Source organism: Variovorax sp. CF079, from assembly GCF_900101545.1.
GTDB lineage: Bacteria > Pseudomonadota > Gammaproteobacteria > Burkholderiales > Burkholderiaceae_C > Variovorax.
The window spans coordinates 48,984-73,672 of the sequence record NZ_FMZU01000005.1 but is presented as its reverse complement, the minus strand read 5'-3'; the positions used below and the strand labels follow the sequence as shown (position 1 = coordinate 73,672).

Here is a 24,689-nt window from a genome sequence, read left to right as displayed (position 1 = left end):
ACAGGCCCTAAAACGGCGCCGATTCGTCGGCGAGCTCTTCGGCCTTGGACTCTGCCGGCGCAGGCGCCGCATCGGCCGCCGCCCCGCCCAGCTTCATCTCCCCGCCCAGCGCCTCGATCAGCTCCGGCACCAGCTGGCCGAGCTCGCCGGTCGCGATCGCGGCGTCGGCATCGAAGTTGTCTTCCTTGCCCGAGGCCGGCGCATCGTCGAGCGTGCCTTCGAGGAACACGAGCTTGCGCAGCTGCAGCCCCTCGGTCAGCTCGAAGGACACGCGGTCGTCCCAGGTCATCGCGAGCCGGGTCGGGCGCTTGCCGTCGGCGATATGCTGGCGCACCTCCTCGATGTCCAGCGGGTGCTTGGCATAGCGCACCACGGCCTTCGACTCGTCGCTGGCCTTGAGCTCGCACTCGCGGTCGATGGTGAAGCCGGCCGGCGGCTCCTGGGTCGAGAGCCAGTCCGACATGGCGGCGGCCGGCTCGATCTGCGTGTTGATCTGCGCAACGGCAAAGCCTTCCAGCGCCTTCACCAGGCTGGTCACCACCTCGTCGGCGCGCGCGACATTGCTCGCATTGACCACCAGCCGGCGGGCCGCCGGGTCGATCCACACCGCGATGCGCGCGTGGCGTGTGAAGGCCAGCGGCAGCAGCTCGTGCGTGACGTCTTCCTTGAGCTCCTTCTTTTCCTTCTTGCCCGGCTTGCGCCCGGTGGTGGCCTCGATCTGCGCGGCGCGCTCCTCGACCTTGCGGCGCACCACCGAGGCCGGCAGCGTCTTGCTTTCGATCATGTATTCGAGCAGCCACTGGCCGCCGATGGATTCGACCAGCGGGCCGTGCTCTTCGCCGCGGGGCTCGACCCAGCCGGCGGATTTTTCCTGCGAGGGGCTGCAGGGGACGAAACGCAGCGGGTCGAGGGCCTGCTCGACCTGGCCGTGCGACTGCGACCACGATGCTTCGATGCGGTAGACGATGACGTTCTTGAAGACGGACACTGAAACGAACCCTTTTCTGGCTGACTGATTGGCAAAGCCGTGCATTGTCGGCGGGACGAAGTCGGTCGTCGCCGTAAAATCGCAAGCTTTTGCGACATACCCCTTCCCCAAAGGACAAAGAACATGAGCGCGCTCCCCGCACTGGACGATCGTGACGGCAAGATCTGGATGGACGGTGATCTCGTGGACTGGCGCGACGCCAAGATCCACGTGCTGAGCCACACGCTGCACTACGGCTGCGGCGCTTTCGAGGGGGTGCGGGCCTACAAGACGGTCAACGGCACCGCGATCTTTCGCCTGGCCGAGCACACCGAGCGCCTGTTCAACAGCGCCAAGATCCTGCGCATGAAGATCCCGTTTTCGCCCGAGCAGCTGAACGAGGCGCAAAAGCAGGTGGTGCGCGAGAACAAGCTCGAGAGCTGCTACCTGCGCCCGCTGGTGTGGATCGGCTCCGAGAAGCTCGGCGTCAGCCCCAAGGGCAACCGCATCCACGCCATGGTCGCGGCCTGGGCCTGGGGCGCCTACCTCGGCGACGAAGGCATGAAGCGCGGCATCCGCGTCAAGACCTCGAGCTACACGCGCCACCACGTCAACATCACGATGACGCAGGCCAAGGCGGTCAGCAACTACAGCAACTCGATCCTCGCCAACATGGAGGCGCTGGACGACGGCTACGACGAGGCCCTGCTGCTCGACGCGAGCGGCTTCGTCTCCGAGGGCGCGGGCGAGAACATCTTCGTGGTCAAGGGCGGCGTGGTCTACACGCCCGACCTGTCGGCCGGCGCGCTCAACGGCATCACGCGCAACACCATCCTGCACATCTGCAAGGATCTCGGCATCGAGGTGGTGCAGAAGCGCATCACGCGCGATGAGGTCTACATCGCCGAGGAAGCCTTCTTCACCGGCACCGCGGCCGAGGTGACGCCGATCCGCGAGCTCGACCGCATCGAGATCGGCATCGGCTCGCGCGGTCCCGTCACCGAGAAGATCCAGAGCGCCTTCTTCGACATCGTGAACGGCCGCAATCCCAAATACGCCCACTGGCTCACGAAGGTCTGACGACAATGTCCAATGCTGTGATCGAACTGCTGGCCACGGACCTGAACCACCAGGGCGGCGTGTTCTGCCCGAACCCCAAGGCCGACATGAAGCTGTGGAGCGCGCACCCCAAGGTGTATCTCGACGTGGCGCGCAGCGGCGAGGCCAAGTGCCCTTATTGCGGCACGGTCTACCGGCTCAAAGCGGGCGAGGCTGTGGCGCATCGCCATTGAGGACGGGTGGGCTCCGGCGCAGTATCAATCCGCGCCATGAATCCCCCGGCTCCTGCGCGAGCCGCAGGTAGATCGTCGCCACCCACAGCAGGCTGAGTCCGATCTGCGCATCGCGCAGCGCCGAATTGGCGTTGGTGGCGATCAGGAGGATCAGCTGCGCGACGAAGGCATAGCGCCCGATCAGGTCGTCGCGCCGCCAGGCCAGCCAGATGCCGGTCAGGATGATGAGGAGCAGGCTCAGCGCGCCCGGAATGCCGGTCTGCGAACCCATCCACAGGAAGTCGTTGTGCGGCATGTTGTAGTCGGCCAGGAGCTTGGGGCCGCGCAGGTGCCACTGCTCGGTCCAGCCGCCGATGCCCCAGCCCGCGAACGGGCGGTCGATGATCATGCGCCCCGTGTCGCGGTACATGTAGTAGCGCACCACCCAGCTGCCTTCGGACACCGCGCCGCCTTGCGCCGCTTCGATCTCGTGCACGCCGAGCTCGAACTTGCGCTGTACCGCCGGTGAACTCCACAGGCCTGCGGCCACGAGGGCCCCGCCCAGGATCATCGCGAGCATGAGCACGCCAAGCCTTCGCCGCCACTGGTGCAGGCAAGCGGCCGGAATGACCAGCAGCATCGCCAGCAGCGAGGTGCGGGAATCCAGCTTGAAAAAGATGATCATCACCACGGCCAGCGTGATCGCGAATGCGGGTACGGCCTGCCAGCGATGGCGTTCCGACAGTGCGGCGAGCCCGAACACGGCCGCCGTCGCACCCACGACGGTGAACAGCAGGGCGTTGCTGATGGACTTGTTGCCAACCGGCATCACCACGCCGCGCCAGGCTTCCACGATCTGGAAGCCGAACGCGTGGTGCGCCGCGATGATCGCGATGTTCACCAGCGCCATCAGCAAGAAGCCCCGCAGCGCCCACAGGGCTTCCTCGCGCGTGAGGGCGAGCGCCATCAGCAGCGTGGCCGCGATGCGCAGCCCGTGCACCAGGTTCGACGGCGTTTGCGGGTAGTAGGGCCCGAGCGCCAGCACCACCAGCGTCCACACCACGTAGACGATGACCGGCCACCACATCGGGTTGCTGCGCAGGCGGACGGCGCGTTCGCGCCAGTCGCCGGCCGCCAGCAGCGCGACGAGCAGCAGGAAGAAAGCGAGGTAGGGGACGCCGACCGGCATGAACACCGTCAGCCCCCAGAACATGGCTGCGGGGCGGACGATTTGCGATCTCTGCATGGGGGCGGATTTTAGGTGCCGCCGCCGCACCGTTTCCTGACCTGGACGGTCAGCTTCGGCGGCCGCCGCCGGGCCGCCCCAAGGCGGGGCGCGCCTCCCCCTCGGGGGGTGGAGTTACACGAAGCGAAGCGCAGTGAAAAGCCGGGAGGCCTTAGTTCGGGAGTGCGATGACGAAGCTGGCGCCGCCGCCGGGGCGGTCTTCGCAGCGCACGCTGCCGCCATGGCGTTCGGTGATCGATTTGACCAGCGCCAGGCCGAGGCCCACGCCGCCGTTGCGCTCGCTGGCGCCCGGCAGCCGGTAGAAGGGTTCGAAGATGCGATCACGCAGCGCGGCCGGCACGCCGGGGCCGCGATCGTTGACGCGGATCTCGGCGGCGCTGCTGGTGCTGTCGAGCTGCACGCTGATCTCGCCGGCCCCGTAGCGCCGCGCGTTCTCGAGCAGGTTGCGGATCGCGCGCCGCAGCAGGCGGGGCACGCCGCGCACCGTCAGCGCGTCGCTGCTGGCGTCTTCGGCCACGTCGAGCTCGGCATCGACGCGCGCGCACTCTTCGGCAGCCAGGCCGGTGAGGTCGACCGTTTCGACCGTGCCCATGTCAGCTTCCTTGGCGTCGAGCCGGCTCGCGAGCAGGATCTCGTCGATCAGCTGGTCGAGCTCGGCGATGTTGCGCGCAATTTCCTCGCGCGCGGCCTCGCTCGGCCGCTCGCCCATCAGTTCCAGTCCCATGCGGATGCGCGTGAGCGGCGAGCGCAGCTCGTGCGAGGCATTGGCCAACAGCGACTTGTGCGAGCGCACCAGTTGCTCGATGCGGGCCGCCGCCCCGTTGAATCGATTGGAAAGATCGGCCACTTCGTCCTGCCCTTCTTCGGCGACGCGCACCGACAAGTCTCCTTCGCCCCAGCGCTGCACGCCGCGTTGCAGCGCCTCGAGGCGCTTGGTGAGCCGGCGCACGATCGGGTAGACGCCCAGCGCCACGGCGACGCCGACCAGTGCGACCATCCAGCCCAGCCCGAAAGGCGTGCGCCAAGCCGTCAGCCCGCTGGTGCCGCTCGGGCGCGGGCGCGGCGCCACGCGCAGCGAGAGCGCGCGGCCGTCCTCGAGCGTGACGTCGAATTCGAGCCCCTGGCCGGGCACGCGCACGGCGCTGCCGGTGCCGATGGCGTGGTCCTGGTTGTTGAGCACCACAACCTCGCGCGGCACGGCCGACAGCCGCTCGCGCTCGTTCTCGGCCGCCTCGCGCACGATCCAGTTGGCGGTGAGGGTGAGGATGACGACGCCGGCCACCACCGCCAGCCAGATGCGGACGTAGAGGTGGCGCCGGTAGAGATTGCGCAACATCTGGGGCTGTCCTAGTCCTGCTGCTTCGCGAACACGTAGCCCACGCCGCGCACGGTGAGGATGCGCTTCGGATTCTTGGCGTCGACTTCGATCGCCGCACGGATGCGGCCCATGTGCACGTCAATCGAGCGGTCGAAGGCCTCGAGCTCGCGGCCGCGCACGGCTTCCATGATCTGGTCGCGTGTGAGCACGCGGCCGGCGCGCTCGGCCATCGCGACCAGCAGGTCGAACTGGTAGGAGGTGAGGTCCGCCGGCGCCCCGCCGACCGTGACCGTGCGCGCGTTGCGGTCGATCTCCAGCGTGCCGAAGCGCATCACGGTGGCGGCCGCCGCCGCGCTCGTGCTTTCGCTGCGGCGGCGCAGCACGGCGCGGATGCGCGCCAGCAGCTCGCGCGGCTCGAAGGGCTTGGGCAGGTAGTCGTCGGCGCCGATCTCCAGGCCGATGATGCGGTCCATCGGGTCGCCCTTGGCGGTCAGCATCAGCACCGACACCTTGGCCAGCCCGTTGGGCAGGGCCCGGATCCGGCGGCAGACCTCGAGGCCGTCGGTGTCCGGCAGCATCAGGTCGAGGATCACGAGATCGGGCGAGCGCTGCTGCAGCAGCTCGAGCCCGCTGGCGCCATCCGCGGCGTGGCTGAAGCCGAAGCCCGACTGGGTGAGGTATTCGCCCACCATCTGCGCCAGGCGGGCGTCGTCTTCGATCATCAGGAGTTGGGGGGTGCTCATGGTTGTAGGTTCTCCCTGTGGCGCCAAGCTGGCTTGAACGCTCCGTAAAGTTGGCGTAAACCTCGAAGCGACTGGTATCGATCAGTTCGGCGCGAAGAGCATGGAGGCGGGCGCCGGGCCAGGCGAGGCGGCCGTCATTTTCTCGGCTAGCACGGCGCGCAGGGCGAGGCCGTCGAGGCCCGGGTGCTCCCGGGTGGCGCGCAGCAGGATCTCGCCGGCCAGCGCACGCAGCTGTTCGACCGAGGCCCGCATGCGTGTCCGAAAGGCTTCGTCGTCGAGCCGGTCGTTGAGGCTGCGGTTGAGTTCGGCAAACCACGGCAGCGCGGCCTGGTCCAGCATCACGGCCGGATTGCGCTTCGCGCTCACGGCCGACCATGCGCGCAGGAAGTCCTGCGCCGCGAAGTTGAGCCGCTGGCAATGCTGGAGCTCGTCGCGCAGGCTGCCCAGCAGCGCGAGGTCGGTCAGCCGCTGCTGGAAGAAGATCTGCGAAAGCACGCCCCAGTAGTAGGTGTAGTCCCAGATCACCTTCACCGGCAGCACCTCCGGGTCGCCGAAGAGCGGGTACTGGTCGGTGTAGAGCGCGAGCGTGCTTTCGTAGAAGGAGTGGTAGATCTGGTCGTAGAGCTGGGCGCGCGCATCCACCGAGCGCCCGGCGCGGTCGTGCGCGATCAGGTCGGTGATGTAGGTGTTGCTCATCGCGATGAAATCGCTGCCCGGCGAATAGAAGGGGTCGAGGAAGAGCCCCGCTTCGCCGGTCAGCGCCCAGCGCTGGCCCGAGAACACCTGCTTGCAGCCGTACGAGAAGTCGCGGAAGAAGGCGAAATCCTGCAGCAGATGGCGCTTGCCGTCGAGTTCGTCGAAAAGGCGCGGCTGCCAGGTCCGGAACCACTCCATCGCCTTGTCGAAGCTGTCGATGGTTTCCATCGGATGCAGCCGCGGGTCGGCCACGATGCCGACCGAGTGCGAACCCGAGGCCAGCGGAATCAGCCAGACCCAGTAGCCGGCGCCGACCAGGTGGTTGGTCGAGAGCCACCGCGCCTGCGGCTCGCAGCGCGCTCGCCACTCGGCGTTGTCGGACCAGTCGTCGATGGTGATGCGCTCGCCGATGCGGAACCACACGGCATTGCAGTCGTGCGCATTGGGCTCGGCCAGCCCGAGCTTGCGCTTGAGCATGCCGGCGCGCCCGCAGGCGTCGATGAGCCAGCGCGCGTGGACGAGGTGGGTTTCGCCGTCCTGCGTCCAGTTGAGCCGGTGCGGCTCGCGCGGGTCGTCGGCCAGCTCGATCCGGCGCACCAGTGCGCTGTCGACGAAGCGCACGCCGCGGCGCGTGGCTTCCTCGGCCAGGTAGTTCTCGAAGATGCCGCGGTCGATCTGGTAGCTCGGCACCGCGAGGTAGCGGCTCGCGCCGATCTCGGTCACCTGGTCGATGTCGCGCCGGCCCTCGCTGAAGAAGAAGCGGAAGCCGAACTTGCGCAGCTGGGCGCCGTGCATGTGCGGTTTGAGGCCCAGCACCGTGTCGAAGTAGTGCGCGCCGATCTCGACCGAGGATTCGCCCACCTTGTGCGCCGCATGCGGCACCGGATGCGCGCGGCGCTCCAGCACCACGATGTCGATGTCGGCGAAGCGCCGCTTGAGCTGCAGCGCGAGTGTGAGCCCCGCCAGTCCCCCGCCCATGATCACGACATCGTGCCGGCGAAGGATGGGGTTCATGGCGGCTTCCTCAGCCCTGCGGTTCGAGCCGCAGTTGCAGCGACAGCGTGGCCGACAGCGGCAGGGCGAGCGCCTCCGGCTTGCCGCGCGCCAGGGTTTCGAACAAGGGCAGCGCGTCGGCCATCGCATTGGCCTTCAAGGCGCGCGCCGCATCGGAAGGCGGGCGTGGCGCGGCCGGCGCGCCGCTCGCGAGCGACCATTCGAAGGAGGCCACCGTGCGTTCGGTGCGCGCAGGTGCGAGCACCAGCGCCACGGCCAGCAGCTCGCGGCTGGTGACCACCGAGGCGAGCGCGCCCACGGCGGGCACGTCGAAGCCGGCCAGAAGCACCGCCTCCTGGTCGGCCGCGCACTGCGCCGCGGCCTCGAGCAGGGCGGTCGCAAAGCTGCTTTCGTAGGCCGACACCGAATTGCTCGCCGCCATGCAGCCGGTGCCGATGGTCCAGTAGCCCACCGCTGCGTTGTGCACCGAGTTGTGGAACTTGATCGGCGACAGCAGCTTGGGGTCGCTGGCGAGCGTGCTGGACATGTAGTCGTTGATGCCGAGGTCGCCGTGCGCCGAGGCGAACACGCAGGGCAGCTGCGCGGCGTCGCGGCCCGAGGCGGCGATCGCGGCCGCCGCAACCTCGAGCGCGAGCGCCACCGTGTCGGGCGCGCGCCGCCGCTCGGCCGGCGCCAGCAACTGCGGCGAAGGCCGCTTGGCCAGCGGATCGGCCGGCTGCGCCTCGCCGCGGAACACGGCGCGTGCGGTCTCCCAGCCCGGCAGGGTCGGCGCCCAGAAGGCCGGGCCTTCGATGTAGAGGGTCGGCGTCTTCATGCGCGGGCCCCCTTGCCGAACACCAGCGAGCAGTTGTTGCCGCCGAAGCCGAAGGAATTGGAGAGCGCGTAACGCACCTCGCCGTGCGCGGGCTGCAGCCTGATCTGCGGGCCGCATTCGGCATCCAGCGTGGTGGTGTTGACGGTGCCCGGCTTCAGCCCGCGTTCGATGGCCAGCAGGCTGATCACCGCCTCGACGATGCCGGCCGCGCCCAGCGTGTGGCCGGTGAAGCCCTTGGTCGAACTCGCATGCGTGCCTGCTGGAAAGCGGCGCGCCACCAGCGCGCCCTCGACCTCGTCGTTCTTCATGCTGGCCGTGCCGTGCATGTTGATGTAGTCGATGGCGTCGGGCGCGAGGCCGGCGCGCGCCAGCGCATCGTCGAGCGCGCGCTCCGCGCCCAGGCCTTCGGGATGGGGTGTGGACATGTGGTGGGCGTCGCTCGCCTCGCCGTAGCCCAGCAGTTCGAGCCTGCCGGCGCCGCGCTCGAGCAGCGCGAAGCCCGCGGCCTCGCCCAGGCTGATGCCGTTGCGAGTGGCGTCGAAGGGCCGGCACGGCTCGGGCGAGACCAGCTCGAGCGAATTGAAGCCGAACAGCACGCTGCCGCACAGCGTGTCCACGCCGCCGACCACGGCCGCGTCGACCAGGCCCAGGCGGATCAGCCGCTCGGCCGAAGCGAAGACCTTGGCGCTCGACGAACAGGCAGTCGAAATGGTCTCGGCCGGGCCTTCGAGCCCGAGCGCCTGCTGCACGAACATCGCGAGCGAATGGGGCGTGTGGACCAGGGGCCGCCGTTGATCGGCCGGGAAGCCGCCGTCGGCGTCGAGCTGCGTGTAGGCCAGTTCGGTCTCGCCGATGCTCGAGGTGGAGGTGCCGAGCACCAGCGCGATGCGCGCCGCGCCGTAGCGCTCGCGCGCCGCCGCCACCGCTTCGATAAAGCTGTCGGCCTGCAAGCCGAGCCAGGCCAGGCGGTTGTTGCGGCAATCCCAGCCGGCCAGGTCTTCGGGCAGCCGGAGCGATTCGAGCCCGTCGACGCGGCCGATCCAGGTCGGAAGCGGCGTGGCGCCGAAATCGTTGGCGCGCAGGCCGCTCTTCGATTGTTCGAGGGCGGCTACGAGGGCTTCCTTGCCGATGCCGACGGCCGAGGTCGCGGTGAAGGCGCTGATCTGAAGAGGAGAAATGCGGGAGGGCACGGTGCTGGGGAAAGGGGTGGGATGGACGTGGCGCAAGACTACCAGTTGGTTGCCGGATCGCGATGTCGGTCAATCCCCCGGCTCAAGGCGCGCCGTTGAGGTGCGCCTGGGCAGCGGCGGCAAGCTTCGGGTCGAACGTGGCGAGCGGCGCCCGGAGCTCGGCCGCGAGCCACAGGTAGGCGGCGTCATAGACCGAGATCTGGTAGCGCTGCGCCAGCTCGTATTGCCCGGCGATGTCGACCGGGTGCAACTGAATGTCGTCGGCGTGGTAGTCGCCCAGCGCGAGCGCGACGGAGTCCGCAGGCCAGTCCTGCCGCAGCTTCTTGAGCGCGACGCTCGCGATCTCGTGATCGAGCAGATTCGGCGCGTGCAGGCTGTGGCCGACCAGGCGCGCCAGCGCGGCATCGCGCATCGGCTCGTCGAACAGCACGGCGCTGAGCGCGCTGCAGTCGACCACCATCGGCGGCCGGATCAGGTAGGGCACCGGCGGTTCGGCGGCGCGGGGAGCGGGGGCCGGCGCCCTCACCGGACGTCCCGTTCGGTGCGAATGATGTCGACCGCGTCGGGGCCGTGGGCGATGGGCTGCGGGAAGCGGGCGCGGTGCTCGGCCGCGATCTGTTCGATGGACTTGCTCGCGCACTGAAAGGCGTGGGAGGGCACGGGCTTCGGCTCCCCGGCGGCCTGTTCGATGATGGCCATCAGCTCGCCTTGCAGCGAGCGGTGGTTGCGTGCGGCGCGTTGCCGCAGGCGCTCGGCGATATCGTCAGGAACGCCTTTGATCGACAGATTGGCCACTCGAATGCCTCCGAAATGGAGTCATTATGGCGCCGATTTGAAGGCTCGAGAGGCCAGCGCCACCAGCAGCAGCACCGGCGCACCCAGCGCCGCGGTGCCGATGAAGAAGGCGCTGTAGCCGTAGTGGTCGACGAAGACGCCCGAGTAGCCGGCAATGAACTTGGGCAAGAGCAGCATCAGGGAGCTGAACAGCGCGTACTGCGTGGCCGAGTAGCTGATGTTGGTCAGGCTCGACAGGTAGGCAATGAAGGCGGCCGATGCAATGCCGCCGGCCAGGTTGTCGGCCGAGACCACCAGCACCAGGCCGGTGAGGTCGTGCCCGCGCGTTCCTAGCCAGGCGAACAGCAGGTTGCTCGCGGCGCTCAGCACCGCGCCCAGCATCAGCACGCGCATCACGCCGAAGCGCATCGACAGCACGCCGCCGACGAAGGCGCCGGCCAGCGTCATCACCACGCCGTAGATCTTGCTGACCGTCGCCACCTCGTCCTTGGTGAAACCCATGTCGACGTAGAAGGGGTTGGCCATGATGCCCATCACCACGTCGCTGATGCGGTAGACCGCGATCAGCGCGAGGATCAGCGCGGCCTGCCACTTGTAGCGGCGGATGAAGTCGGCAAAGGGCTCGATCAGCACGCTTTGCAGCCACTCGGCCGCGTTCTTCGCCTTCGGCAGCGCCACGCGCACCGGCTCGGGCGACAGCAGCACCGTGATCACGCCCACCGCCATCGAAGCCGCCATCACGAGGTAGGCGGCCTTCCAGGCGCCGTTCTGGTAGCCCGCGGCGCCGGCGATCTCGGCCCAGGCCGCGATCCACAGCACGCCGGCGCCGGCCCAGATCATCGCCAGCCGGTAGCCGGTCTGGTAGGCCGCCGCCAGCGCGGCCTGCTTGCGCGTGGCGGCCGATTCGATGCGGAAGGCGTCGAGCGCGATGTCCTGCGTGGCCGAGCCGAAAGCCACCAGCAGCGCGCACCAGACGAGCGGCGCGAGCCCGGCGCGCGGGTCGTTGAAAGCCATGCCGACGATGCCGGCGATCACTATCGCCTGCGCCAGCAGCAGCCAGCCGCGGCGGCGCCCGAGCAGCGTGGTCAGCGGCGGGATCGGCAGCCGGTCCACCAGCGGCGCCCACACCCACTTGAAGCCATAGGCCAGGCCGACCCAGCTCAGGTAGCCGATGGTGGTGCGGTCGATGCCCGCCTCGCGCAGCCGGAAGCTCAGCGTGCCCAGCACCAGCAGCAGAGGCAGGCCCGCGGAGAAGCCCAGCGCGAGCATGCGCAGCGTGGCCGGTTCGAGATAAACCTTGAGCGCGTCGCGCCAAGGCAGGGCAGGAGAGGCTTCGTCAGCCGGGGGTGCGGACATGAATGAGGGTCTTTGGACTCTCTTATTATTCCCGCATGTGTTTGCGCTGCACTTCTCGCTCCGGAACCTGGCAAGCCCGCCGCGCATTTCTGCTGGCTGCGGGCGCGGCCGCGGTGACACCGGCGCTCGCGCAGGTCGAGGTCGGCAAGTCCTCGGTGGCGCGCAACCTGGTGCCGGCCGAGAACGTCGAGCAGGCCGGCGTGCAGCAATACGGCGAGCTGATGGCGCAGGCCAGGGCCAAGGGTGCGCTGGCCGGCGAGGGCAATGCTCAGCTGCAGCGCCTGCACGCCATCTCGGCACGCATCATCCCGTTCGCAGCGCAATGGAACGAGCGCGCCGCGCGCTGGAAGTGGGAGCTCAATCTGATCGGCAGCAAGCAGATCAACGCCTTCTGCATGCCGGGCGGCAAGATCGCCTTCTTCACTGGCATCCTCGACCAGCTCAAGCTCAGCGACGACGAGGTCGCGATCGTGATGGGCCACGAGATGGCGCATGCGCTGCGCGAGCATGCGCGCGCCCGCCTGGCCAAGAGCGCGGGCACGGGCGCCGCGCTGTCGATCACGGCCCAGCTGCTGGGCCTCGGGCAGGCCGGCGACCTTGCGGCGCGGGCCGGCACGCAACTGCTCACGCTCAAGTTCAGCCGCAGCGACGAGACCGATGCCGACCTGGTCGGGCTCGAACTCGCCGCGCGCGCCGGCTACGACCCGAAGGCTTCGATCTCGCTGTGGAACAAGATGGCGCAGGCCTCGAAGAACCAGGGCGGGCTGAACTTTCTCTCGACACACCCGAGCGGGCCGGACCGCATCGCCAAGCTCGAGGCCAACGTGCCCAAGGTCGAAGGGCTCTACCGCGCGGCGAAGCGCGGCTGAGCTGTCTTCGAGCTATTCCACCGGATAGGGGCCGTCCGCGAAGACGGTCGCGTGGTAGCCCTTGGAGCCGATCGCCTGCGCCAGCGCGCTGCGATGGTCGCCACCGGTGCGAAGGCGTTCGATGACCGCCTGGAAGTCGTGGCGCGGTTGCCAGCCGAGCTCGGCGCGTGCGCGATCGTTGACGTAGACGCGGTCGATCTCCGGGAACATGCGCCACCCGCGCCGCGCGTACTCGGCCTCGAACTGCGGCACGTGGCGTGCCACCACCGCGGGCAGGTCGGTGCGCAGCGTCGGCAAGTCCTCGCGCGTGAAGGGCGAGCTCGCGCTGATGATGTAGCGGCCGAAGCCGATCCCGGCCGCGCGGTCGATGGCGAGCAGGTGCGCCTCGACCACGTCCTCCACGTCGACCCGGCGATGCAGGAACTCGTTGACCTTCGCGTTCGCGTCCTCGTAGCGTTCGCGAACATGCCGCTGGTCATCCTCCTCGGGAAAGAAGCGCGAGGTCCGCAGCACGATGCAGGGCAGCCCCTGCTGGCGCTGGAACAGTTCGCACAGGTCCTCGGCCGCGACCTTGGTGGCGCCGTAGATGTTCTTCGGCACCGGCGCCACGTCCTCGGTGACCCAGGCCGCCGGCGCGCCCGGCGGCGGCGTCAGCGCACGGCCGAAGGCGCTGGTGGTGCTGGTGAAGACGAAGGCGCCGACGCCTGCGGCTGCCGCTTCTTCCAGCAGGTTCAGCGTGCCCGTGATGTTGGTGTCGACGAAGTCCTGGCGGCTGTGCGTGGCCACGTGGGGCTTGTGCAGTGTCGCGGTGTGGAGCACGGCATCGACGCCCCGCATGCAGCGGGCCACGAGCGCGCGGTCCGCGATCGAACCGACATGGCGTGTGTACGGCGACGCCAGCGCGTCGATGCCGACTGCCTCGTGCGTCGTGGCCTGCAGGCTGCGCATCAGCGCCTCGCCGAGGTGGCCGGAACTGCCGGTCACGAGAATCTTCACGGTAGACCTTTCATGAATTCTTGCGTTCGGATGATGATGTCCGGATATGGCCGGGCAAGTGCACCGCACTTCGCGATCATCGCTGCGTCATTACAACGAAAGCGAGCCGATCCATGACCGACGCAGAGATCCAGGATTTCATCACCCAATTCGCCGCCGCATGGGCCGCGAGGGATGGCGAGGCCTTTCTCGCGCTCTGGCATCCGGACGGGGTGCTGCGCACGCCGCTGGTCGATCGCCCCATTGCCGGCAAGGAGCTCGGGCGCCTGAACGACGTGCAGCGGGAGGCCACGCCCGACCTCGTCTGGCAGCTCCTGGACTGGAGCTCGCGCGGCGACATCGTGATCATCGAATGGCAGTGCACGCGCCAGGTCGGCGGCAAGCGCTTCGACTGGCGCGGTGTCGACAAGTTTCGGCTGAGGGACGGCAAGATCGCCGAGGAGCGCGTCTACATGGACACCGCGCTGCTGCGCGCGTTGCGCTCCGGCGTCGACCCGGAGCCGATCAGGCAGGCCGCTGGCCAGGGCGTTGCGTTCGAGCCGCTGTCCGTGCTCTGAAGCTGCGCCTTGCAGGATCAGGCAAGAAGCGCGGGCGAATCGGCTACCGCCTCATGCTCCCTCGTTCCTAGACTTCGTTCCACTCCCCCGCAGCCAAGGAACGCAACATGTCAGGAATCGAAGGAAAAGTCGTCGCCATCACCGGCGCGAGCAGCGGCATCGGCGAAGCCACCGCCAGGCTCCTGGCACAGCGCGGCGCGCGCGTGCTGCTCGGGGCCCGCCGCATCGGCCGGCTGAATGCGCTCGCCAATGAGATCGTCGAAGCCGGCGGTTCGGCGCGCTACCAGGCGCTCGACGTCACGCGGCGCGCCAGCATGCAGTGTTTCATCGACGAGGCGACCGAGGCTTTCGGCCGCGTCGACGTGATCGTCAACAACGCCGGACTCAAGGTCGACGAGTGGGACCGCATGCTCGACGTCAACGTGCGCGGTGTGCTGCACGGCATCGCCGCCGGCCTGCCGCGCATGCGCGCGCAGGGCTGCGGGCAGTTCGTCTATTGCGCCTCCAGGTTCGCGGTGCACGCGATCTCCGAACGGCTGCGCCAGGAGGCGGGCGGCGACATCCGCGTCACCGTGATCTCGCCGGGCCTGACCGAGTCGCCCACGGCCATCGCGCGCGCCATCGCCTTTGCGATCGAGCAGCCGGAGGACGTGGACGCCAGCGAAATCATCGCGCGCCCGACGGCGAGCCCCCACTGAAAAGGAGCCCGACCATGCACAGCCATCTGCTTCTGCTCGGCCTCGCCATGGGCGTCATGACGGCGCCGCCCGCCGACGCGCAACGCGCCCCCGACTCGATTCAAGGACCCAAGGCAATGACGACCACCGACAACCGATCGAACGACCAGAACGCCTACGCCGGCATGTGGGTGACCAAGGACGGCTACATCCGCCACGAGCTCCTGCCCGGCGGACGCTACGACGAGGCGCGCGGCAATCGCAAGAGCGCCTATCAGGGCCGCTATGTGCTCGCCGGCGATCACATCGACTACGTGGACGACACCGGCTTCACCGCCGACGGCGAGTTCCGTGACGGCGTGCTCTACCACGCGGGCATGGTGCTGTACCGCGAGCACAAGCGCTAGCCCAACCAGGACAGCGGCCTTGCGCCGCATTCCGCTGGCACGCCATTTGCATCTCGTCTTGTACACAAGACAGGATGCTTGATGATGGTGCATGAAAAGGCCTCGCTTCGCGGCGAGGTGTCAGACCAAGTGAACGGAGGGGCCGCGCAGGCATGGATCGCGCGGCTCGACCCGCCGTTGTCCGGCGCGGCCGAGGGGCCGCTCACCGGCCTCAGCTTCGCCGCCAAGGACAACATCGACGCTGCCGGCATGCCGACCACGGCGGCCTGTCCTGCCTTCGCCTATACGCCGGCCACCCACGCGCATGTGGTGCAGCGGCTGCTCGATGCCGGTGCAAGCCTCGCCGGCAAGACCAATCTCGACCAGTTCGCCTGCGGCCTGAACGGCACCCGTTCGCCCTATGGCGCCGTGCCCAACAGCTTCGATGCGCGCTACGTGTCGGGCGGCTCGAGCTCCGGCTCGGCCTACGTGGTCGCCACCGGCCAGGTCGACTTCGCCCTGGGCACCGACACCGCGGGCTCGGGCCGGGTGCCGGCCGGGCTCAACAACATCGTCGGCATCAAGCCCTCGCGCGGCCTGATCAGCGCGCGCGGTGTGGTACCGGCGGCGCAGAGCGTCGATTGCGTGTCGATCTTCGCAAGGACCGTGGGCCTGGCCGCGCGCGTGCTGCAGGCGGCGATGGGCTTCGATGCCGAAGATCCCTATTCGCGCGAGTTGAAGCTCGCCGCCGAACCCTTGCCCGCGGGCTTCCGCTTCGGCCTGCCCTCGGCGCCGCGCTTCTTCGGCGATGCGCTGTCGGCGGTCGCCTTCGAACGCGCCGTCGCGCAGATGCAGGCCCTGGGCGGCACGCCGGTGGCGATCGACTACGCGCCGCTGGCCGAAGCCGCCGCGCTGCTCTACGACAGCGCGCTGGTCGCCGAGCGCTATGCCGCCGTCCGCGGCTTCTTCGACGCGCATGAAAGCGAAGTGATCGAGCCGGTGCGCGGCATCCTGGCCGCGGGCCGGCGCTACAGCGCGGCCGACTTCGTCGATGCGCGCGCGAAGCTGCACGCACTCGGCCAGCGCGCGGCCGCGATGTGGCGCGACATCGACGTGCTGCTGGTGCCCACCGCGCCCGCGCACTACACGACCGACGCGATGCAGGCCGCGCCGGTGGCGCTCAACCGCAACCTGGGTGAATACACCAACTTCGTGAACTTGCTCGACTATGCGGCGATCTCGGTGCCGAGCAGCCTGCGCGAGGACGGCCTGCCCTTCGGCATCACACTGATCGGACGCTCGGGCAGCGACTTCCAGCTGGCCGAACTGGGCCAGCGCTTCCACCACGCCACCGGCGTGCCGCTGGGCGCGACCGGTGCACCGCTGCCCGCGCCCGAGGCGCTGCCGCTGATCGCGGCCGAGCCTATGGTCAGGCTCGCGGTGGTCGGCGCACACCTGTCGGGCATGCCGCTGAACGGCCAGCTGACGGAGCGCGGCGCCACGCTCGTGGCGCAGACGGCGACCGCGCCGCACTACCGCCTCTACGCCTTGCCCGGCACGGTGCCGCCCAAGCCCGGACTGGTGCGCGTGCCGGGCACGAAAGGTGCGGCGATCGCGGTCGAGGTGTGGCAGATGCCGCTCGCGCACTACGGCTCCTTCGTGTCGCTGATTCCGGCGCCGCTCGGCATCGGCACCCTGGCGCTGGCCGACGGCAGCAGCGTGCAAGGCTTTCTCTGCGAAGGGCTGGCGCTCGAAGGCGCCGAAGACATCACGCATCTGGGCGGCTGGCGCCGCTACATCGAGTCCCGCAAGGCAACGACAAGGAGTGTTCCATGAGCATCGTCAACTCGATACCCGCCGCGTCGCGACGACGTGTGCTGCAAGCCGGCGCCGCGGGCATCGCCGCGCTCGCCGCGCCCTCGCTGGTGCTGGCCCAGGCCGCGCCGAAGATCCGCATCGGCTATTGGCCGGTGGCGGCGGGGCTGCCCTTCTTCGCGGCCATCGATCGCGGCTACTTCAAGGAAGCCGGCCTCGAGGTCGAGCCGCTCAAGTTCGCCGGCGCGCAGCAGGTGATGGAAGCGATGCTCTCCGGCCGCTCCGACGGCAGCTCCAACGGCACCGGCTCGGCCAACCTCGCCATCGGCGAGATCGCGCAGCCCGGCCTGTTCAAGATCTTCTGCACCAACCCGAGCAACGCCAAGTTCGTGCTCGACGAGTTCATCGTCGCCAAGGACAGCCCGATCAAGACCATGGCCGAGCTCAAGGGCAAGAAGGTCGCCTCCGGTCCCGGCATCCAGAACATGACCTTGTGCAAGACGATGCTGGAGCGCGCCGGCGCCACCGGCGCGATGGTCTCCGAACTGCCGATCGGCCAGCACGTCGCATCGCTGGTCGCAGGCCAAGTCGATGCCTGCTACACACTGGAGCCCACGGGCACGGTCGGCCGCATGAACGGCACCACGCGCGTGATCGAGGCCGGCGTTGTCGCCAAGTACATCCTCGGCGACCCGATGGCGCCGTGGCATGGCGGCGCCGCCAGCCTGACCACCGAATTCATCAAGAAGAATCCCGAAGCGGCAAAGAAATTCATCGCCGCCTACGCGCGCGGCGTCGAGCTGGTGCGCACCAAGCCCGGGGACGCGCGGCAACACATGAAGGGCTACACCGCGATCGAGGGTGCGCTCACGGCCGAGGTGCCGCTGGCTTCGTACATGCTCTACAACGAGTTCAAGCCCAGCGACGTCGCCTACTTCCAGAAGTTCTACGACCTGTTCACCGAGAAAGGCATCTTCGAGAAGAAGGTGCCGGTGGACGGCTTGCTCTACAAGGGCTGATCATGGCCACCACGAGCACCAGCCCCGCGGCTGCCACGCCATGGACCGCCGGCGCCGCGGCCGCTGCCGCGCCGAAGAAGTCGTCATGGAGCAAGTGGCTACCCGCCATCGGCCCCATCGTGCTGTTCATCCTCTGGGACCTGGTGGTGCGGCTCGGCTTCATCAAGCCGATCCTGCTGCCGACGCCGGCCGACACCATCGCGGCGCTGGTCACCGGCCTGGCGGGCGGCCCGCTGCTGATGGATTTCGCGGTCACGGTCTGGCGCACGCTGCAGGCCTTCCTGATCGCGGCGGCCATCGGCGTGCCGCTGGGCGTCTTGCTCGGCAGCAACGAGAAGGCCTATCGCAGCGTCGAGTTCCTGATCGACTTCTTCCGCTCCACGCCGTCGTCGGCGCTGATCCCGCTGTTCCTCCTGATTTTCGGCGTGTCCGACGTCAACAAGGTGGCCATCGCGGCCTTCGGCGCGCTGCTGATCGTGGTGTTCAACAGCGCCTACGGCGTGATCAACGCGCGCAAGCAGCGCGTGATGGCAGCGCGCGTGATGGGCGCCTCGCGCTGGCAGATCTTCAAGGACGTGCTGGTGTGGGAGAGCCTGCAGCCTTCTTTCGTCGGCCTGCGCTCGGCAGTCTCGATGGCGTTGGTGATCGTGATCGTGGCCGAGATGTTCATCGGTTCCGACAACGGCCTGGGCCACCGCATCATCGATGCGCAGCAGGTGCTCAACGTCAAGAGCATGTACGCGGCGATCCTCGCGGCGGGCGCGCTGGGCTATGCGCTCAACATCCTCTTCCTGCTCGCAGAACGCCGCATCGTGCACTGGAGCGGAAGATGAGAGCTGCCACCGACACCGTCATCAACGGCCCGGTGTATGCCGATGTGCCGAAGCCCGTCTTCGCGCCCGGCCCGGCCGGCACACACATCACGATCCGCGGCCTCACCAAGTACTTCGCAGGCTGGCCGCTGTACGAGAACTTCGACCTCGACATTCCGAAGAACCGGATCGTCTCGGTCTTCGGGCCCAACGGCTGCGGCAAGTCGACCCTGATCAACATGATCGCGGGGCTGATTCCGATCGACTCGGGCGAGATCCTGTTCGACGGCAAGTCGCTGAAAGACACCAAGATCGGCTACGTGTTCCAGAACTACCGCGAAGCGATGTTCCCCTGGATGCGCACCATCGACAACATCGCCTACCCGCTCAAGCTCGAAGGCCGCTCCAAGGCCGAGGTCGACCGGCGCATGGCGGAACTGGTCGCTTCCTTCGACGTCAAGTTCGATCTGCACCGCTATCCGTACGAGCTCTCGGGCGGCCAGCAGCAGACGGCCTCGATCATGCGCGCGCTGGCACCGAATCCCGAGGTGCTGTTCCTCGACGAGCCCTTCTCCGCGCTCGACTTCGAGATGACGCTCTTCATCCGCGAGAAACTGCAGGAAGTCTTCATGCAAACCGGCACCACGATGCTGCTGGTCTCGCACGACCTGGAAGAGGCGGTGTACCTGGCCGACCAGGTGCTGCTGCTCACCAAGCGGCCGACCCGGGTGGCCGAGATCCTCGACTACGCCGATGCGCGCCCGCGCACGCTGGAGACGCTGAGCGCGCCGAGTTTCATCAGCACCAAGAAGCTGAGCCTCGAGATCTTCCAACGCGAGGTGAGACGATGACACCCAGGCAGATCGAGGCTTACGTCGATGCCGCGGCGGCCGCGCTCGATCTGAAGCTGCGGCCCGACCATCGCGCCGGCGTGCTGCGCTACTTCGCGCTCGCGGGCGAATTCGCGGAGGTGGTGGAGGCCGTGCCGCTGGACCCGCACGCAGAACCGGCCGTCCACTTCTCGCCGGTCGTACCCCCGGAGCCCGGCGCATGACACCCGCCGCCCTGCTGCTGCAGGATGCCGCCGTGATGGCGCAGGCGGTGCGCTCGGGCGCGGTGAGCGCGGTCGCGCTGGCGCAGGCCAGCCTGGACCGCATCGCCGCGACCGATGGCCGCGTCAACGCCTTCACCGAGGTGGTCCGCGAGCGCGCGCTGCGCCGCGCCGGCCAGGTCGATGCCTCGCTGGCCTCCGCGCACGGCGTGCGCACGCGCGAGCTGCCGCTGCTCGGCGTGCCGTTCGCGGTCAAGAACCTGTTCGACGTCGCCGGCCTGCCGACACTGGCCGGCTCGAAGATCGAGCGCGACCGCATGCCCGCTCGCAGCGACGCGACGCTGGTGCGCCGCCTCGAAAGCGCCGGCGCGGTGCTGGTCGGCGCGCTCAACATGGACGAGTACGCCTACGGCTTCACGACCGAGAACAGCCATGTCGGCGCGACCCACAACCCGCATGACCTCGACCGCATCGCCGGCGGCTCCTCTGGCGGCTCCGGCGCCGCGGTGGCCGCCGGCCAGGTGGCGCTCGCGCTCGGCTCCGACACCAACGGCTCGATCCGCGTGCCCGCTTCGCTCAACGGCGTGTTCGGGCTCAAGCCCACATTCGGCCGGCTGCCGCGCACCGGCAGCTATCCCTTCGTCTCGAGCCTGGACCACCTCGGGCCCTTTGCACGTTCGGTGCGCGACCTGGCACTGGCCTACGACGCCATGCAGGGACCGGAACGACTGGCGCCGCGCGACCCCGGCTGCGCCCAGCGCGCCGTGGAGCCGGTCGCCAACCTGCTGTCGCGCGGCGTGCAGGGCCTGCGCGTCGGTGTGCTCGGCGGCTGGTTCCGGCAGCGCGCACAGCCCGAGGCGCTCGCCGCGGTCGACGCCGTGGCCCAGGCACTGGGCGCGAGCCGCACCGTCGAGCTGCCGATGGTCGAGGCCGGGCGCGCCGCCGCTTTCCTGATCACCAACTCGGAAGGCGCAGCGCTGCACCTGAGCGATCTGCGCACGCGCGCGCAGGACTTCGAGCCGCTCTCGCGCGACCGTTTCCTGGCCGGCGCGCTGCTGCCGGCCGCCTGGGTGGCGCGCGCGCAGCGCGTGCGGCGCCTCTATGCCGAGCAGGCAGCGCGGGTCTTCGAGCGCTTCGACATCCTGCTCGCCGCGGCCACGCCCTGCGCCGCCACGCCCATCGGCGCCGAATGGTTCGAGCTCAACGGCCAGCGCGCGCAGGTGCGGCCCAACATGGGCGTGCTGACCCAGCCCATCTCGTGCATCGGCCTGCCGGTGTGCGCCGTGCCGGTGTGGGGCGCACATGCGAGCCTGCCGATCGGCGTACAGGTGATCGCCGCGCCCTGGCGCGAAGACCTGGTGCTGCGCGTGGCCGCCGCGCTCGAATCGGCCGGCGTGGTGCAGTCGCCCGTCGCCACCCTCTCGTGAAGAACGACACGATGACGCCCGAGATCAACCTCCCCGACGTGCTGGCCGAAGTGACGACCGCCTTCGCGCGCTACGAAGACGCGCTGGTCCACAACAAGGTCGAGGTGCTCGACGAACTGTTCTGGAACAGCCCGCACACGCTGCGCTACGGCGCGACCGAGAACCTCTACGGCTACGAAGAAATCCAGGCCTTCCGCGCCGCGCGGCCCTCGCAGGGCCTGGCACGCGACGTGCTGCGCACCGCGATCACCACCTATGGCCGCGACTTCGCCACCGCCAACATCGAGTTCCGCCGCGAAGGCAGCGCGAAGACGGGACGCCAGAGCCAGACCTGGATGCGCACCGACCAGGGCTGGCGCGTGGTGGCCGCGCACGTGAGCCTGCTTGCCTGATCAATCCCTCCCAGTCCCCACCTACTTCCAGGAGCAACCATGAGCCAGTTCAACCGCCGCGATTCCCTCAAGTCCCTCGCCGCACTTGCCTCCGCCACCACGCTCGGCGGCTGGAGCGCGCTGGCGAGCGCGCAGAAGCCGCTGACCGTGGGCGTGATCTACGTCGGCCCGCGCGACGACTACGGCTACAACCAGGCGCATGCGCAGGCCGCGGCCGAGCTCAAGAAGATGCCCGGCATCAAGCTGGTGGAAGAAGAGAACGTGCCCGAGACCGCGGCCGTGCAGAAGACCATGACCGGCATGATCGCGCAGGACGGCGCCAAGCTGCTGTTCCCCACCTCCTTCGGCTACTTCGATCCGCACATCCTGGCCGTGGCACCGAAGAACCCCGACGTGCGCTTCTCGCACTGCGGCGGCCTCTGGTCCGAAGGCAAGCATCCGAAGAACGCCGGCAGCTTCTTCGGCTACATCGACGAGTGCCAGTACTTGAACGGCGTGATCGCCGGCCACATGACCAAGAGCAACAAGATCGCCTTCGTCGCGGCCAAGCCCATTCCGCAGGTGCTGCGCAACATCAATGCCTTCACCATGGGCGCGCGCTCGGTCAAGCCCGGCATCACCTGCAGCGTGATCTTCACCGGCGACTGGTCGATGGCCGTCAAGGAAGCCGAGGCCACCAACAGCCTGGCCGACCAGGGCTGCGATGTCTTCACGATGCACGTCGACGGCCCCAAGGTGGTGGTCGAGACCGCGGCCAAGCGCGGCAAGATGGTCTGCGGCTACCACGCGAGCCAGGCCAAGCTGGCGCCCAACGCCTACCTCACCGGCGCCGAGTGGAACTGGCTCACGGCCTACAAGACCATCATCGAAGCGGCGCAGGCCGGCAAGCCGCATCCCAACTTCCTGCGCGGCGGCTTGAAGGAGGGCTACGTGAAAACCTCGACCTACGGACCGATGGTGAGCGACGCGGCCAAGAAGAACGCCGACGAGATCAAGGCCAAGATGATCGCCGGGACTTTCGACATCTTCCAGGGCGGGTTGAAGGACAACAAGGGCGTGGTCGTCATCCCCGCCGGCAAGGCGCTCAAGCAGACCGACCTCGAGCTCGAGAAGATGAACTACCTCGTGGAAGGCGTCGTCGGCTCGATCGGCTGAAATGTTTGCCCCCCGGCTTTCCACTCGCTGCGCTCGTGTAACTCCACCCCCCGAGGGGGAGGCCCGGCCGCCCTGGGGCGGCCCGGCGGCGGCCGGCAACCTGCATCAATGATCATGCCCAACGCCTTGAAAGAAGCCGCCCTCCCGGTGTTCGCCATCGCGGCGGCGCTGCTGCTGTTCGGCGTTTTCGTCTGGTTCGCCGGCGTGAGTCCGCTGGAGGTCTGGGTCATCCTCTTCAAGGGCGCCTTCGGCGACTGGTTCTCGTGGCAGAACACCTTGCAGCGCGCCGCGCCGCTGATGCTCACCGCGCTGTGCGTCGCGATCCCCGCGCGCGCCGGCCTGGTCGTGATCGGCGGCGAGGGCGCGCTGGTGCTGGGCGGCCTGGCCTGCGCGGCCTTGCCTTATGCGCTGCCGCTGCCGGGCAATGCGATCGGCACCGTAGCCCTGTGCCTCGCCGGCGCGCTGGCCGGTGCGCTGTGGATCGCGCTGGCCGGCTGGTTGCGCCAGTACCGCGGCATCAACGAAACCATCAGCAGCCTGCTCTTGGCCTATGTCGCCATCGGGCTTTTCAAGCATTGGGTCGAGGGCGCGCTGCGCGATCCTGCCAGCCTCAACAAGCCGGCCACGCGCTCGCTCGCGGAGGGGCTGGCCATCGGCGGCATCGGCGGCTCGGACGTGCATTGGGGGCTCGCGATCGGCATCGTGGCCTGCGTGGCCTCGGGGCTGTGGCTGCGCGCCACGGCCTCGGGCTTTGCGGTGCGGGTGGTGGGCGGCAATCCGCGCACCGCGCAGCTGGTCGGGCTGCCCGCGAACCGGCTGATCCTCGCCGCTTGCGGCCTCGGCGGCGCCTGTGCCGGCGTGGCCGGCGCGGTCGAAGTCGCGGCGGTTCACACCAACGCCAACGCCTCGCTGATCGCGGGCTACGGCTATGCCGGCATCCTGGTGTCCTTCATTGCGCGCCACAACCCGGTGGCCGTGATTCCGGTGGCGATCTTGTTCGGCGGCTTCGGCGCCGCGGGCAGCCTGCTGCAGCGGCGGCTCGGCCTGCCCGATGCGTCGGTGCTGGTGCTGCAGGGCATCGCCTTCGTGCTGATTCTTGCGAGCGAGGGGCTGCGCATGGTCGACTGGAAGACGCTGCTCAAGAACCGCATGCCGCGTCCCGCCGAGCCGCAGATGCGCAAGGAGCCGGTATGACCGCCGACCAATGGATCGCACTTGTGGCCGGCATCGTCGGCGGCGCCTTGCGCGTCGGCGCACCTTTTCTCTTCGTGAGCCTCGGCGAATGCCTGACCGAGAAATCGGGCCGCATCAACCTCGGCCTCGAAGGCGTGCTCGTGCTGTCGGCCATGGCCTCCTTCGGCGGCGCCTGGCTCACCGGCTCGGCCTGGCTCGGCGTGCTGATCGGCGCCGCGGCCGGTGCGCTGCTGGCGCTGCTGCATGGCCTCTTGTGCTCGCTCGACCGCGTCAACGACGTTGCGACCGGCATTGCGCTGATGCTGCTCGGCACCGGGCTCGCGTTCTACCTCGGCAAGCCGCTGATCCAGCCGCAGGCGCCGCAGCTGCCGGCGATTCCGCTCGGCGACTGGAGCGACAACCCGGTGGTGCGCTCGGCGCTGCAGGTCAACGCTCTGGTGCCGATCGGCATCGCGCTCGCGCTGCTGCTGTGGTGGGCTTTTGCGCGCACGCGCATCGGCTTGCTGGTGCGCATGGCGGGCGACTCGGCCAATGCAACGCGTGCGCTCGGCTATTCGGTCGCGGGGCTGCGCATCGCGGCCACCACGGCGGGCGGCTTTATCGCCGGGCTCGGTGGAGCCTCGCTCACGCTCTTCTATCCGGGCAGCTGGAACGAGGGCATCTCGAGCGGGCAGGGGCTGATCGCAGTGGCGCTGGTCATCTTCGCTCGCTGGAGTCCGCTGCGCTGCATCGGCGCGGCGCTGCTCTTCGGCGGTGCCGGCGCCATCGGGCCGGCGCTGCAATCGATCGGCGTGGGCTGGGGCTACCACCTCTTCAACACGGTGCCCTATGTGCTGACGCTGGTGATCCTGGTGCTGACCTGCAAGCCGGGCAGCGTGGCGGCAGGCAGTCCCGGCGAGCTGTCGTCGACCCGCTGAGAAAGGAACCAA

27 protein-coding genes are annotated in these 24,689 nt (G+C 68.8%); 16 read left to right on the top strand and 11 right to left on the bottom strand.

All coding sequences use genetic code 11. The annotated features are described in order from the left end of the window. Positions 1 to 7 precede the first annotated feature (7 nt). Positions 8 to 988 carry a recombination-associated protein RdgC gene (locus BLS74_RS07855; protein WP_093104292.1) on the bottom strand — a complete coding sequence of 327 codons (981 nt, stop codon included), beginning with the start codon at positions 986 to 988 and terminating at the stop codon, positions 8 to 10. Positions 989 to 1,111: 123 nt separating this feature from the next. On the opposite strand from BLS74_RS07855, the gene BLS74_RS07850 reads away from it, so the two are divergent. After that, on the top strand, positions 1,112 to 2,047 hold the full coding sequence (locus BLS74_RS07850; protein ID WP_093104290.1) for a branched-chain amino acid transaminase: 936 nt from the start codon (positions 1,112 to 1,114) through the stop codon (positions 2,045 to 2,047). A 5-nt stretch (positions 2,048 to 2,052) separates the two neighbouring features. Continuing rightward, positions 2,053 to 2,259: a zinc-finger domain-containing protein gene (locus BLS74_RS07845; RefSeq protein ID WP_093104289.1), complete on the top strand. Its 207-nt coding sequence runs from the start codon at positions 2,053 to 2,055 to the stop codon at positions 2,257 to 2,259. Here BLS74_RS07845 and BLS74_RS07840 read toward each other — a convergent pair. The 9 genes from BLS74_RS07840 to BLS74_RS07800 form a co-directional block, all read right to left on the bottom strand. Further along, the gene (locus BLS74_RS07840) at positions 2,225 to 3,484 is read right to left on the bottom strand and encodes an O-antigen ligase family protein (RefSeq protein WP_093104287.1); all 1,260 of its coding nucleotides are present in this window, start codon (positions 3,482 to 3,484) and stop codon (positions 2,225 to 2,227) included. The genes BLS74_RS07845 and BLS74_RS07840 overlap by 35 nt on opposite strands. 151 nt (positions 3,485 to 3,635) lie before the next feature. After that, on the bottom strand, positions 3,636 to 4,820 hold the full coding sequence (locus BLS74_RS07835; protein WP_093104286.1) for an ATP-binding protein: 1,185 nt from the start codon (positions 4,818 to 4,820) through the stop codon (positions 3,636 to 3,638). Between the two features lie 11 nt (positions 4,821 to 4,831). Next, entirely contained in the window at positions 4,832 to 5,545 is a 714-nt protein-coding gene (locus BLS74_RS07830) for a response regulator (RefSeq protein WP_093104284.1), read from the bottom strand. A gap of 81 nt (positions 5,546 to 5,626) precedes the next feature. Further along, on the bottom strand, positions 5,627 to 7,255 hold the full coding sequence (locus BLS74_RS07825; protein WP_093104283.1) for an NAD(P)/FAD-dependent oxidoreductase: 1,629 nt from the start codon (positions 7,253 to 7,255) through the stop codon (positions 5,627 to 5,629). Between the two features lie 10 nt (positions 7,256 to 7,265). Further along, the gene (locus BLS74_RS07820) at positions 7,266 to 8,069 is read right to left on the bottom strand and encodes a beta-ketoacyl synthase chain length factor (RefSeq protein WP_093104281.1); all 804 of its coding nucleotides are present in this window, start codon (positions 8,067 to 8,069) and stop codon (positions 7,266 to 7,268) included. Further along, complete coding sequence (locus tag BLS74_RS07815) at positions 8,066 to 9,259, bottom strand: beta-ketoacyl-[acyl-carrier-protein] synthase family protein (RefSeq protein WP_170855534.1); 1,194 nt, start codon at positions 9,257 to 9,259, stop codon at positions 8,066 to 8,068. The genes BLS74_RS07820 and BLS74_RS07815 overlap by 4 nt, the downstream gene beginning before the upstream one ends. Positions 9,260 to 9,341: 82 nt before the next feature. Then, positions 9,342 to 9,785, bottom strand: coding sequence for a type II toxin-antitoxin system VapC family toxin (locus BLS74_RS07810; protein WP_139191650.1), 444 nt, complete (start codon positions 9,783 to 9,785; stop codon positions 9,342 to 9,344). Continuing rightward, complete coding sequence (locus BLS74_RS07805; protein ID WP_093104278.1) at positions 9,782 to 10,054, bottom strand: FitA-like ribbon-helix-helix domain-containing protein; 273 nt, start codon at positions 10,052 to 10,054, stop codon at positions 9,782 to 9,784. Before BLS74_RS07805 ends, BLS74_RS07810 begins: the two co-directional genes overlap by 4 nt. Before the next feature lie 24 nt (positions 10,055 to 10,078). Then, positions 10,079 to 11,410, bottom strand: coding sequence for an AmpG family muropeptide MFS transporter (locus BLS74_RS07800; protein ID WP_093104277.1), 1,332 nt, complete (start codon positions 11,408 to 11,410; stop codon positions 10,079 to 10,081). A 35-nt stretch (positions 11,411 to 11,445) separates the two neighbouring features. Between BLS74_RS07800 and BLS74_RS07795 the strand changes: the two genes are divergently transcribed. After that, entirely contained in the window at positions 11,446 to 12,279 is an 834-nt protein-coding gene (locus BLS74_RS07795) for a M48 family metallopeptidase (RefSeq protein WP_093104275.1), read from the top strand. Positions 12,280 to 12,291: 12 nt separating this feature from the next. On the opposite strand, the gene BLS74_RS07790 is transcribed toward BLS74_RS07795, so the two are convergent. Continuing rightward, complete coding sequence (locus BLS74_RS07790; protein ID WP_093104274.1) at positions 12,292 to 13,275, bottom strand: NAD-dependent epimerase/dehydratase family protein; 984 nt, start codon at positions 13,273 to 13,275, stop codon at positions 12,292 to 12,294. A 113-nt stretch (positions 13,276 to 13,388) separates the two neighbouring features. Here BLS74_RS07790 and BLS74_RS07785 point away from each other — a divergent pair, with 113 nt between their 5' ends. The 13 genes from BLS74_RS07785 (at position 13,389) to BLS74_RS07725 (ending at position 24,677) form a co-directional block, all read left to right on the top strand. Continuing rightward, positions 13,389 to 13,832 carry a nuclear transport factor 2 family protein gene (locus BLS74_RS07785; protein ID WP_093104272.1) on the top strand — a complete coding sequence of 148 codons (444 nt, stop codon included), beginning with the start codon at positions 13,389 to 13,391 and terminating at the stop codon, positions 13,830 to 13,832. A gap of 107 nt (positions 13,833 to 13,939) precedes the next feature. Beyond that, complete coding sequence (locus BLS74_RS07780) at positions 13,940 to 14,530, top strand: SDR family oxidoreductase (RefSeq protein ID WP_093104270.1); 591 nt, start codon at positions 13,940 to 13,942, stop codon at positions 14,528 to 14,530. Positions 14,531 to 14,544: 14 nt separating this feature from the next. Next, positions 14,545 to 14,916, top strand: coding sequence for an Atu4866 domain-containing protein (locus BLS74_RS07775; protein WP_244503791.1), 372 nt, complete (start codon positions 14,545 to 14,547; stop codon positions 14,914 to 14,916). Positions 14,917 to 15,000: 84 nt separating this feature from the next. Continuing rightward, entirely contained in the window at positions 15,001 to 16,731 is a 1,731-nt protein-coding gene (atzF, locus tag BLS74_RS07770) for an allophanate hydrolase (protein ID WP_093104661.1), read from the top strand. Continuing rightward, the gene (locus tag BLS74_RS07765) at positions 16,728 to 17,729 is read left to right on the top strand and encodes an ABC transporter substrate-binding protein (protein ID WP_093104269.1); all 1,002 of its coding nucleotides are present in this window, start codon (positions 16,728 to 16,730) and stop codon (positions 17,727 to 17,729) included. The genes atzF and BLS74_RS07765 overlap by 4 nt, the downstream gene beginning before the upstream one ends. Before the next feature lie 2 nt (positions 17,730 to 17,731). Next, the gene (locus BLS74_RS07760) at positions 17,732 to 18,562 is read left to right on the top strand and encodes an ABC transporter permease (protein ID WP_093104268.1); all 831 of its coding nucleotides are present in this window, start codon (positions 17,732 to 17,734) and stop codon (positions 18,560 to 18,562) included. Next, positions 18,559 to 19,392: an ABC transporter ATP-binding protein gene (locus BLS74_RS07755; RefSeq protein ID WP_093104266.1), complete on the top strand. Its 834-nt coding sequence runs from the start codon at positions 18,559 to 18,561 to the stop codon at positions 19,390 to 19,392. Before BLS74_RS07760 ends, BLS74_RS07755 begins: the two co-directional genes overlap by 4 nt. Continuing rightward, on the top strand, positions 19,389 to 19,595 hold the full coding sequence (locus BLS74_RS07750) for an AtzG-like protein (RefSeq protein WP_093104264.1): 207 nt from the start codon (positions 19,389 to 19,391) through the stop codon (positions 19,593 to 19,595). The genes BLS74_RS07755 and BLS74_RS07750 overlap by 4 nt, the downstream gene beginning before the upstream one ends. Beyond that, entirely contained in the window at positions 19,592 to 21,019 is a 1,428-nt protein-coding gene (locus BLS74_RS07745; RefSeq protein ID WP_093104262.1) for an AtzE family amidohydrolase, read from the top strand. Before BLS74_RS07750 ends, BLS74_RS07745 begins: the two co-directional genes overlap by 4 nt. 11 nt (positions 21,020 to 21,030) lie before the next feature. Then, a complete protein-coding gene (hpxZ, locus tag BLS74_RS07740) occupies positions 21,031 to 21,411 on the top strand; it encodes an oxalurate catabolism protein HpxZ (RefSeq protein ID WP_093104659.1) in 381 nt (126 codons plus the stop codon). A 39-nt stretch (positions 21,412 to 21,450) separates the two neighbouring features. Then, complete coding sequence (locus BLS74_RS07735) at positions 21,451 to 22,566, top strand: BMP family ABC transporter substrate-binding protein (RefSeq protein WP_093104261.1); 1,116 nt, start codon at positions 21,451 to 21,453, stop codon at positions 22,564 to 22,566. A 114-nt stretch (positions 22,567 to 22,680) separates the two neighbouring features. After that, a complete protein-coding gene (locus BLS74_RS07730; protein WP_093104658.1) occupies positions 22,681 to 23,760 on the top strand; it encodes an ABC transporter permease in 1,080 nt (359 codons plus the stop codon). Continuing rightward, positions 23,757 to 24,677, top strand: coding sequence for an ABC transporter permease (locus BLS74_RS07725; RefSeq protein ID WP_093104259.1), 921 nt, complete (start codon positions 23,757 to 23,759; stop codon positions 24,675 to 24,677). The genes BLS74_RS07730 and BLS74_RS07725 overlap by 4 nt, the downstream gene beginning before the upstream one ends. Positions 24,678 to 24,689 lie beyond the last annotated feature (12 nt).

Bases quoted from the DNA above. Each gene is read 5' to 3' on its own strand.
- BLS74_RS07850 (WP_093104290.1), top strand. From the start codon at position 1,112: ATGAGCGCGCTCCCCGCACTGGACGATCGTGACGGCAAGATCTGGATG.
- BLS74_RS07845 (WP_093104289.1), top strand. From the start codon at position 2,053: ATGTCCAATGCTGTGATCGAACTGCTGGCCACGGACCTGAACCACCAG.
- BLS74_RS07840 (WP_093104287.1), bottom strand. From the start codon at position 3,484: ATGCAGAGATCGCAAATCGTCCGCCCCGCAGCCATGTTCTGGGGGCTG.
- BLS74_RS07835 (WP_093104286.1), bottom strand. From the start codon at position 4,820: ATGTTGCGCAATCTCTACCGGCGCCACCTCTACGTCCGCATCTGGCTG.
- BLS74_RS07830 (WP_093104284.1), bottom strand. From the start codon at position 5,545: ATGAGCACCCCCCAACTCCTGATGATCGAAGACGACGCCCGCCTGGCG.
- BLS74_RS07825 (WP_093104283.1), bottom strand. From the start codon at position 7,255: ATGAACCCCATCCTTCGCCGGCACGATGTCGTGATCATGGGCGGGGGA.
- BLS74_RS07820 (WP_093104281.1), bottom strand. From the start codon at position 8,069: ATGAAGACGCCGACCCTCTACATCGAAGGCCCGGCCTTCTGGGCGCCG.
- BLS74_RS07800 (WP_093104277.1), bottom strand. From the start codon at position 11,410: ATGTCCGCACCCCCGGCTGACGAAGCCTCTCCTGCCCTGCCTTGGCGC.
- BLS74_RS07795 (WP_093104275.1), top strand. From the start codon at position 11,446: ATGTGTTTGCGCTGCACTTCTCGCTCCGGAACCTGGCAAGCCCGCCGC.
- BLS74_RS07785 (WP_093104272.1), top strand. From the start codon at position 13,389: ATGACCGACGCAGAGATCCAGGATTTCATCACCCAATTCGCCGCCGCA.
- BLS74_RS07780 (WP_093104270.1), top strand. From the start codon at position 13,940: ATGTCAGGAATCGAAGGAAAAGTCGTCGCCATCACCGGCGCGAGCAGC.
- BLS74_RS07775 (WP_244503791.1), top strand. From the start codon at position 14,545: ATGCACAGCCATCTGCTTCTGCTCGGCCTCGCCATGGGCGTCATGACG.
- atzF (WP_093104661.1), top strand. From the start codon at position 15,001: ATGGTGCATGAAAAGGCCTCGCTTCGCGGCGAGGTGTCAGACCAAGTG.
- BLS74_RS07765 (WP_093104269.1), top strand. From the start codon at position 16,728: ATGAGCATCGTCAACTCGATACCCGCCGCGTCGCGACGACGTGTGCTG.
- BLS74_RS07760 (WP_093104268.1), top strand. From the start codon at position 17,732: ATGGCCACCACGAGCACCAGCCCCGCGGCTGCCACGCCATGGACCGCC.
- BLS74_RS07755 (WP_093104266.1), top strand. From the start codon at position 18,559: ATGAGAGCTGCCACCGACACCGTCATCAACGGCCCGGTGTATGCCGAT.
- BLS74_RS07750 (WP_093104264.1), top strand. From the start codon at position 19,389: ATGACACCCAGGCAGATCGAGGCTTACGTCGATGCCGCGGCGGCCGCG.
- BLS74_RS07745 (WP_093104262.1), top strand. From the start codon at position 19,592: ATGACACCCGCCGCCCTGCTGCTGCAGGATGCCGCCGTGATGGCGCAG.
- hpxZ (WP_093104659.1), top strand. From the start codon at position 21,031: ATGACGCCCGAGATCAACCTCCCCGACGTGCTGGCCGAAGTGACGACC.
- BLS74_RS07735 (WP_093104261.1), top strand. From the start codon at position 21,451: ATGAGCCAGTTCAACCGCCGCGATTCCCTCAAGTCCCTCGCCGCACTT.
- BLS74_RS07730 (WP_093104658.1), top strand. From the start codon at position 22,681: ATGCCCAACGCCTTGAAAGAAGCCGCCCTCCCGGTGTTCGCCATCGCG.
- BLS74_RS07725 (WP_093104259.1), top strand. From the start codon at position 23,757: ATGACCGCCGACCAATGGATCGCACTTGTGGCCGGCATCGTCGGCGGC.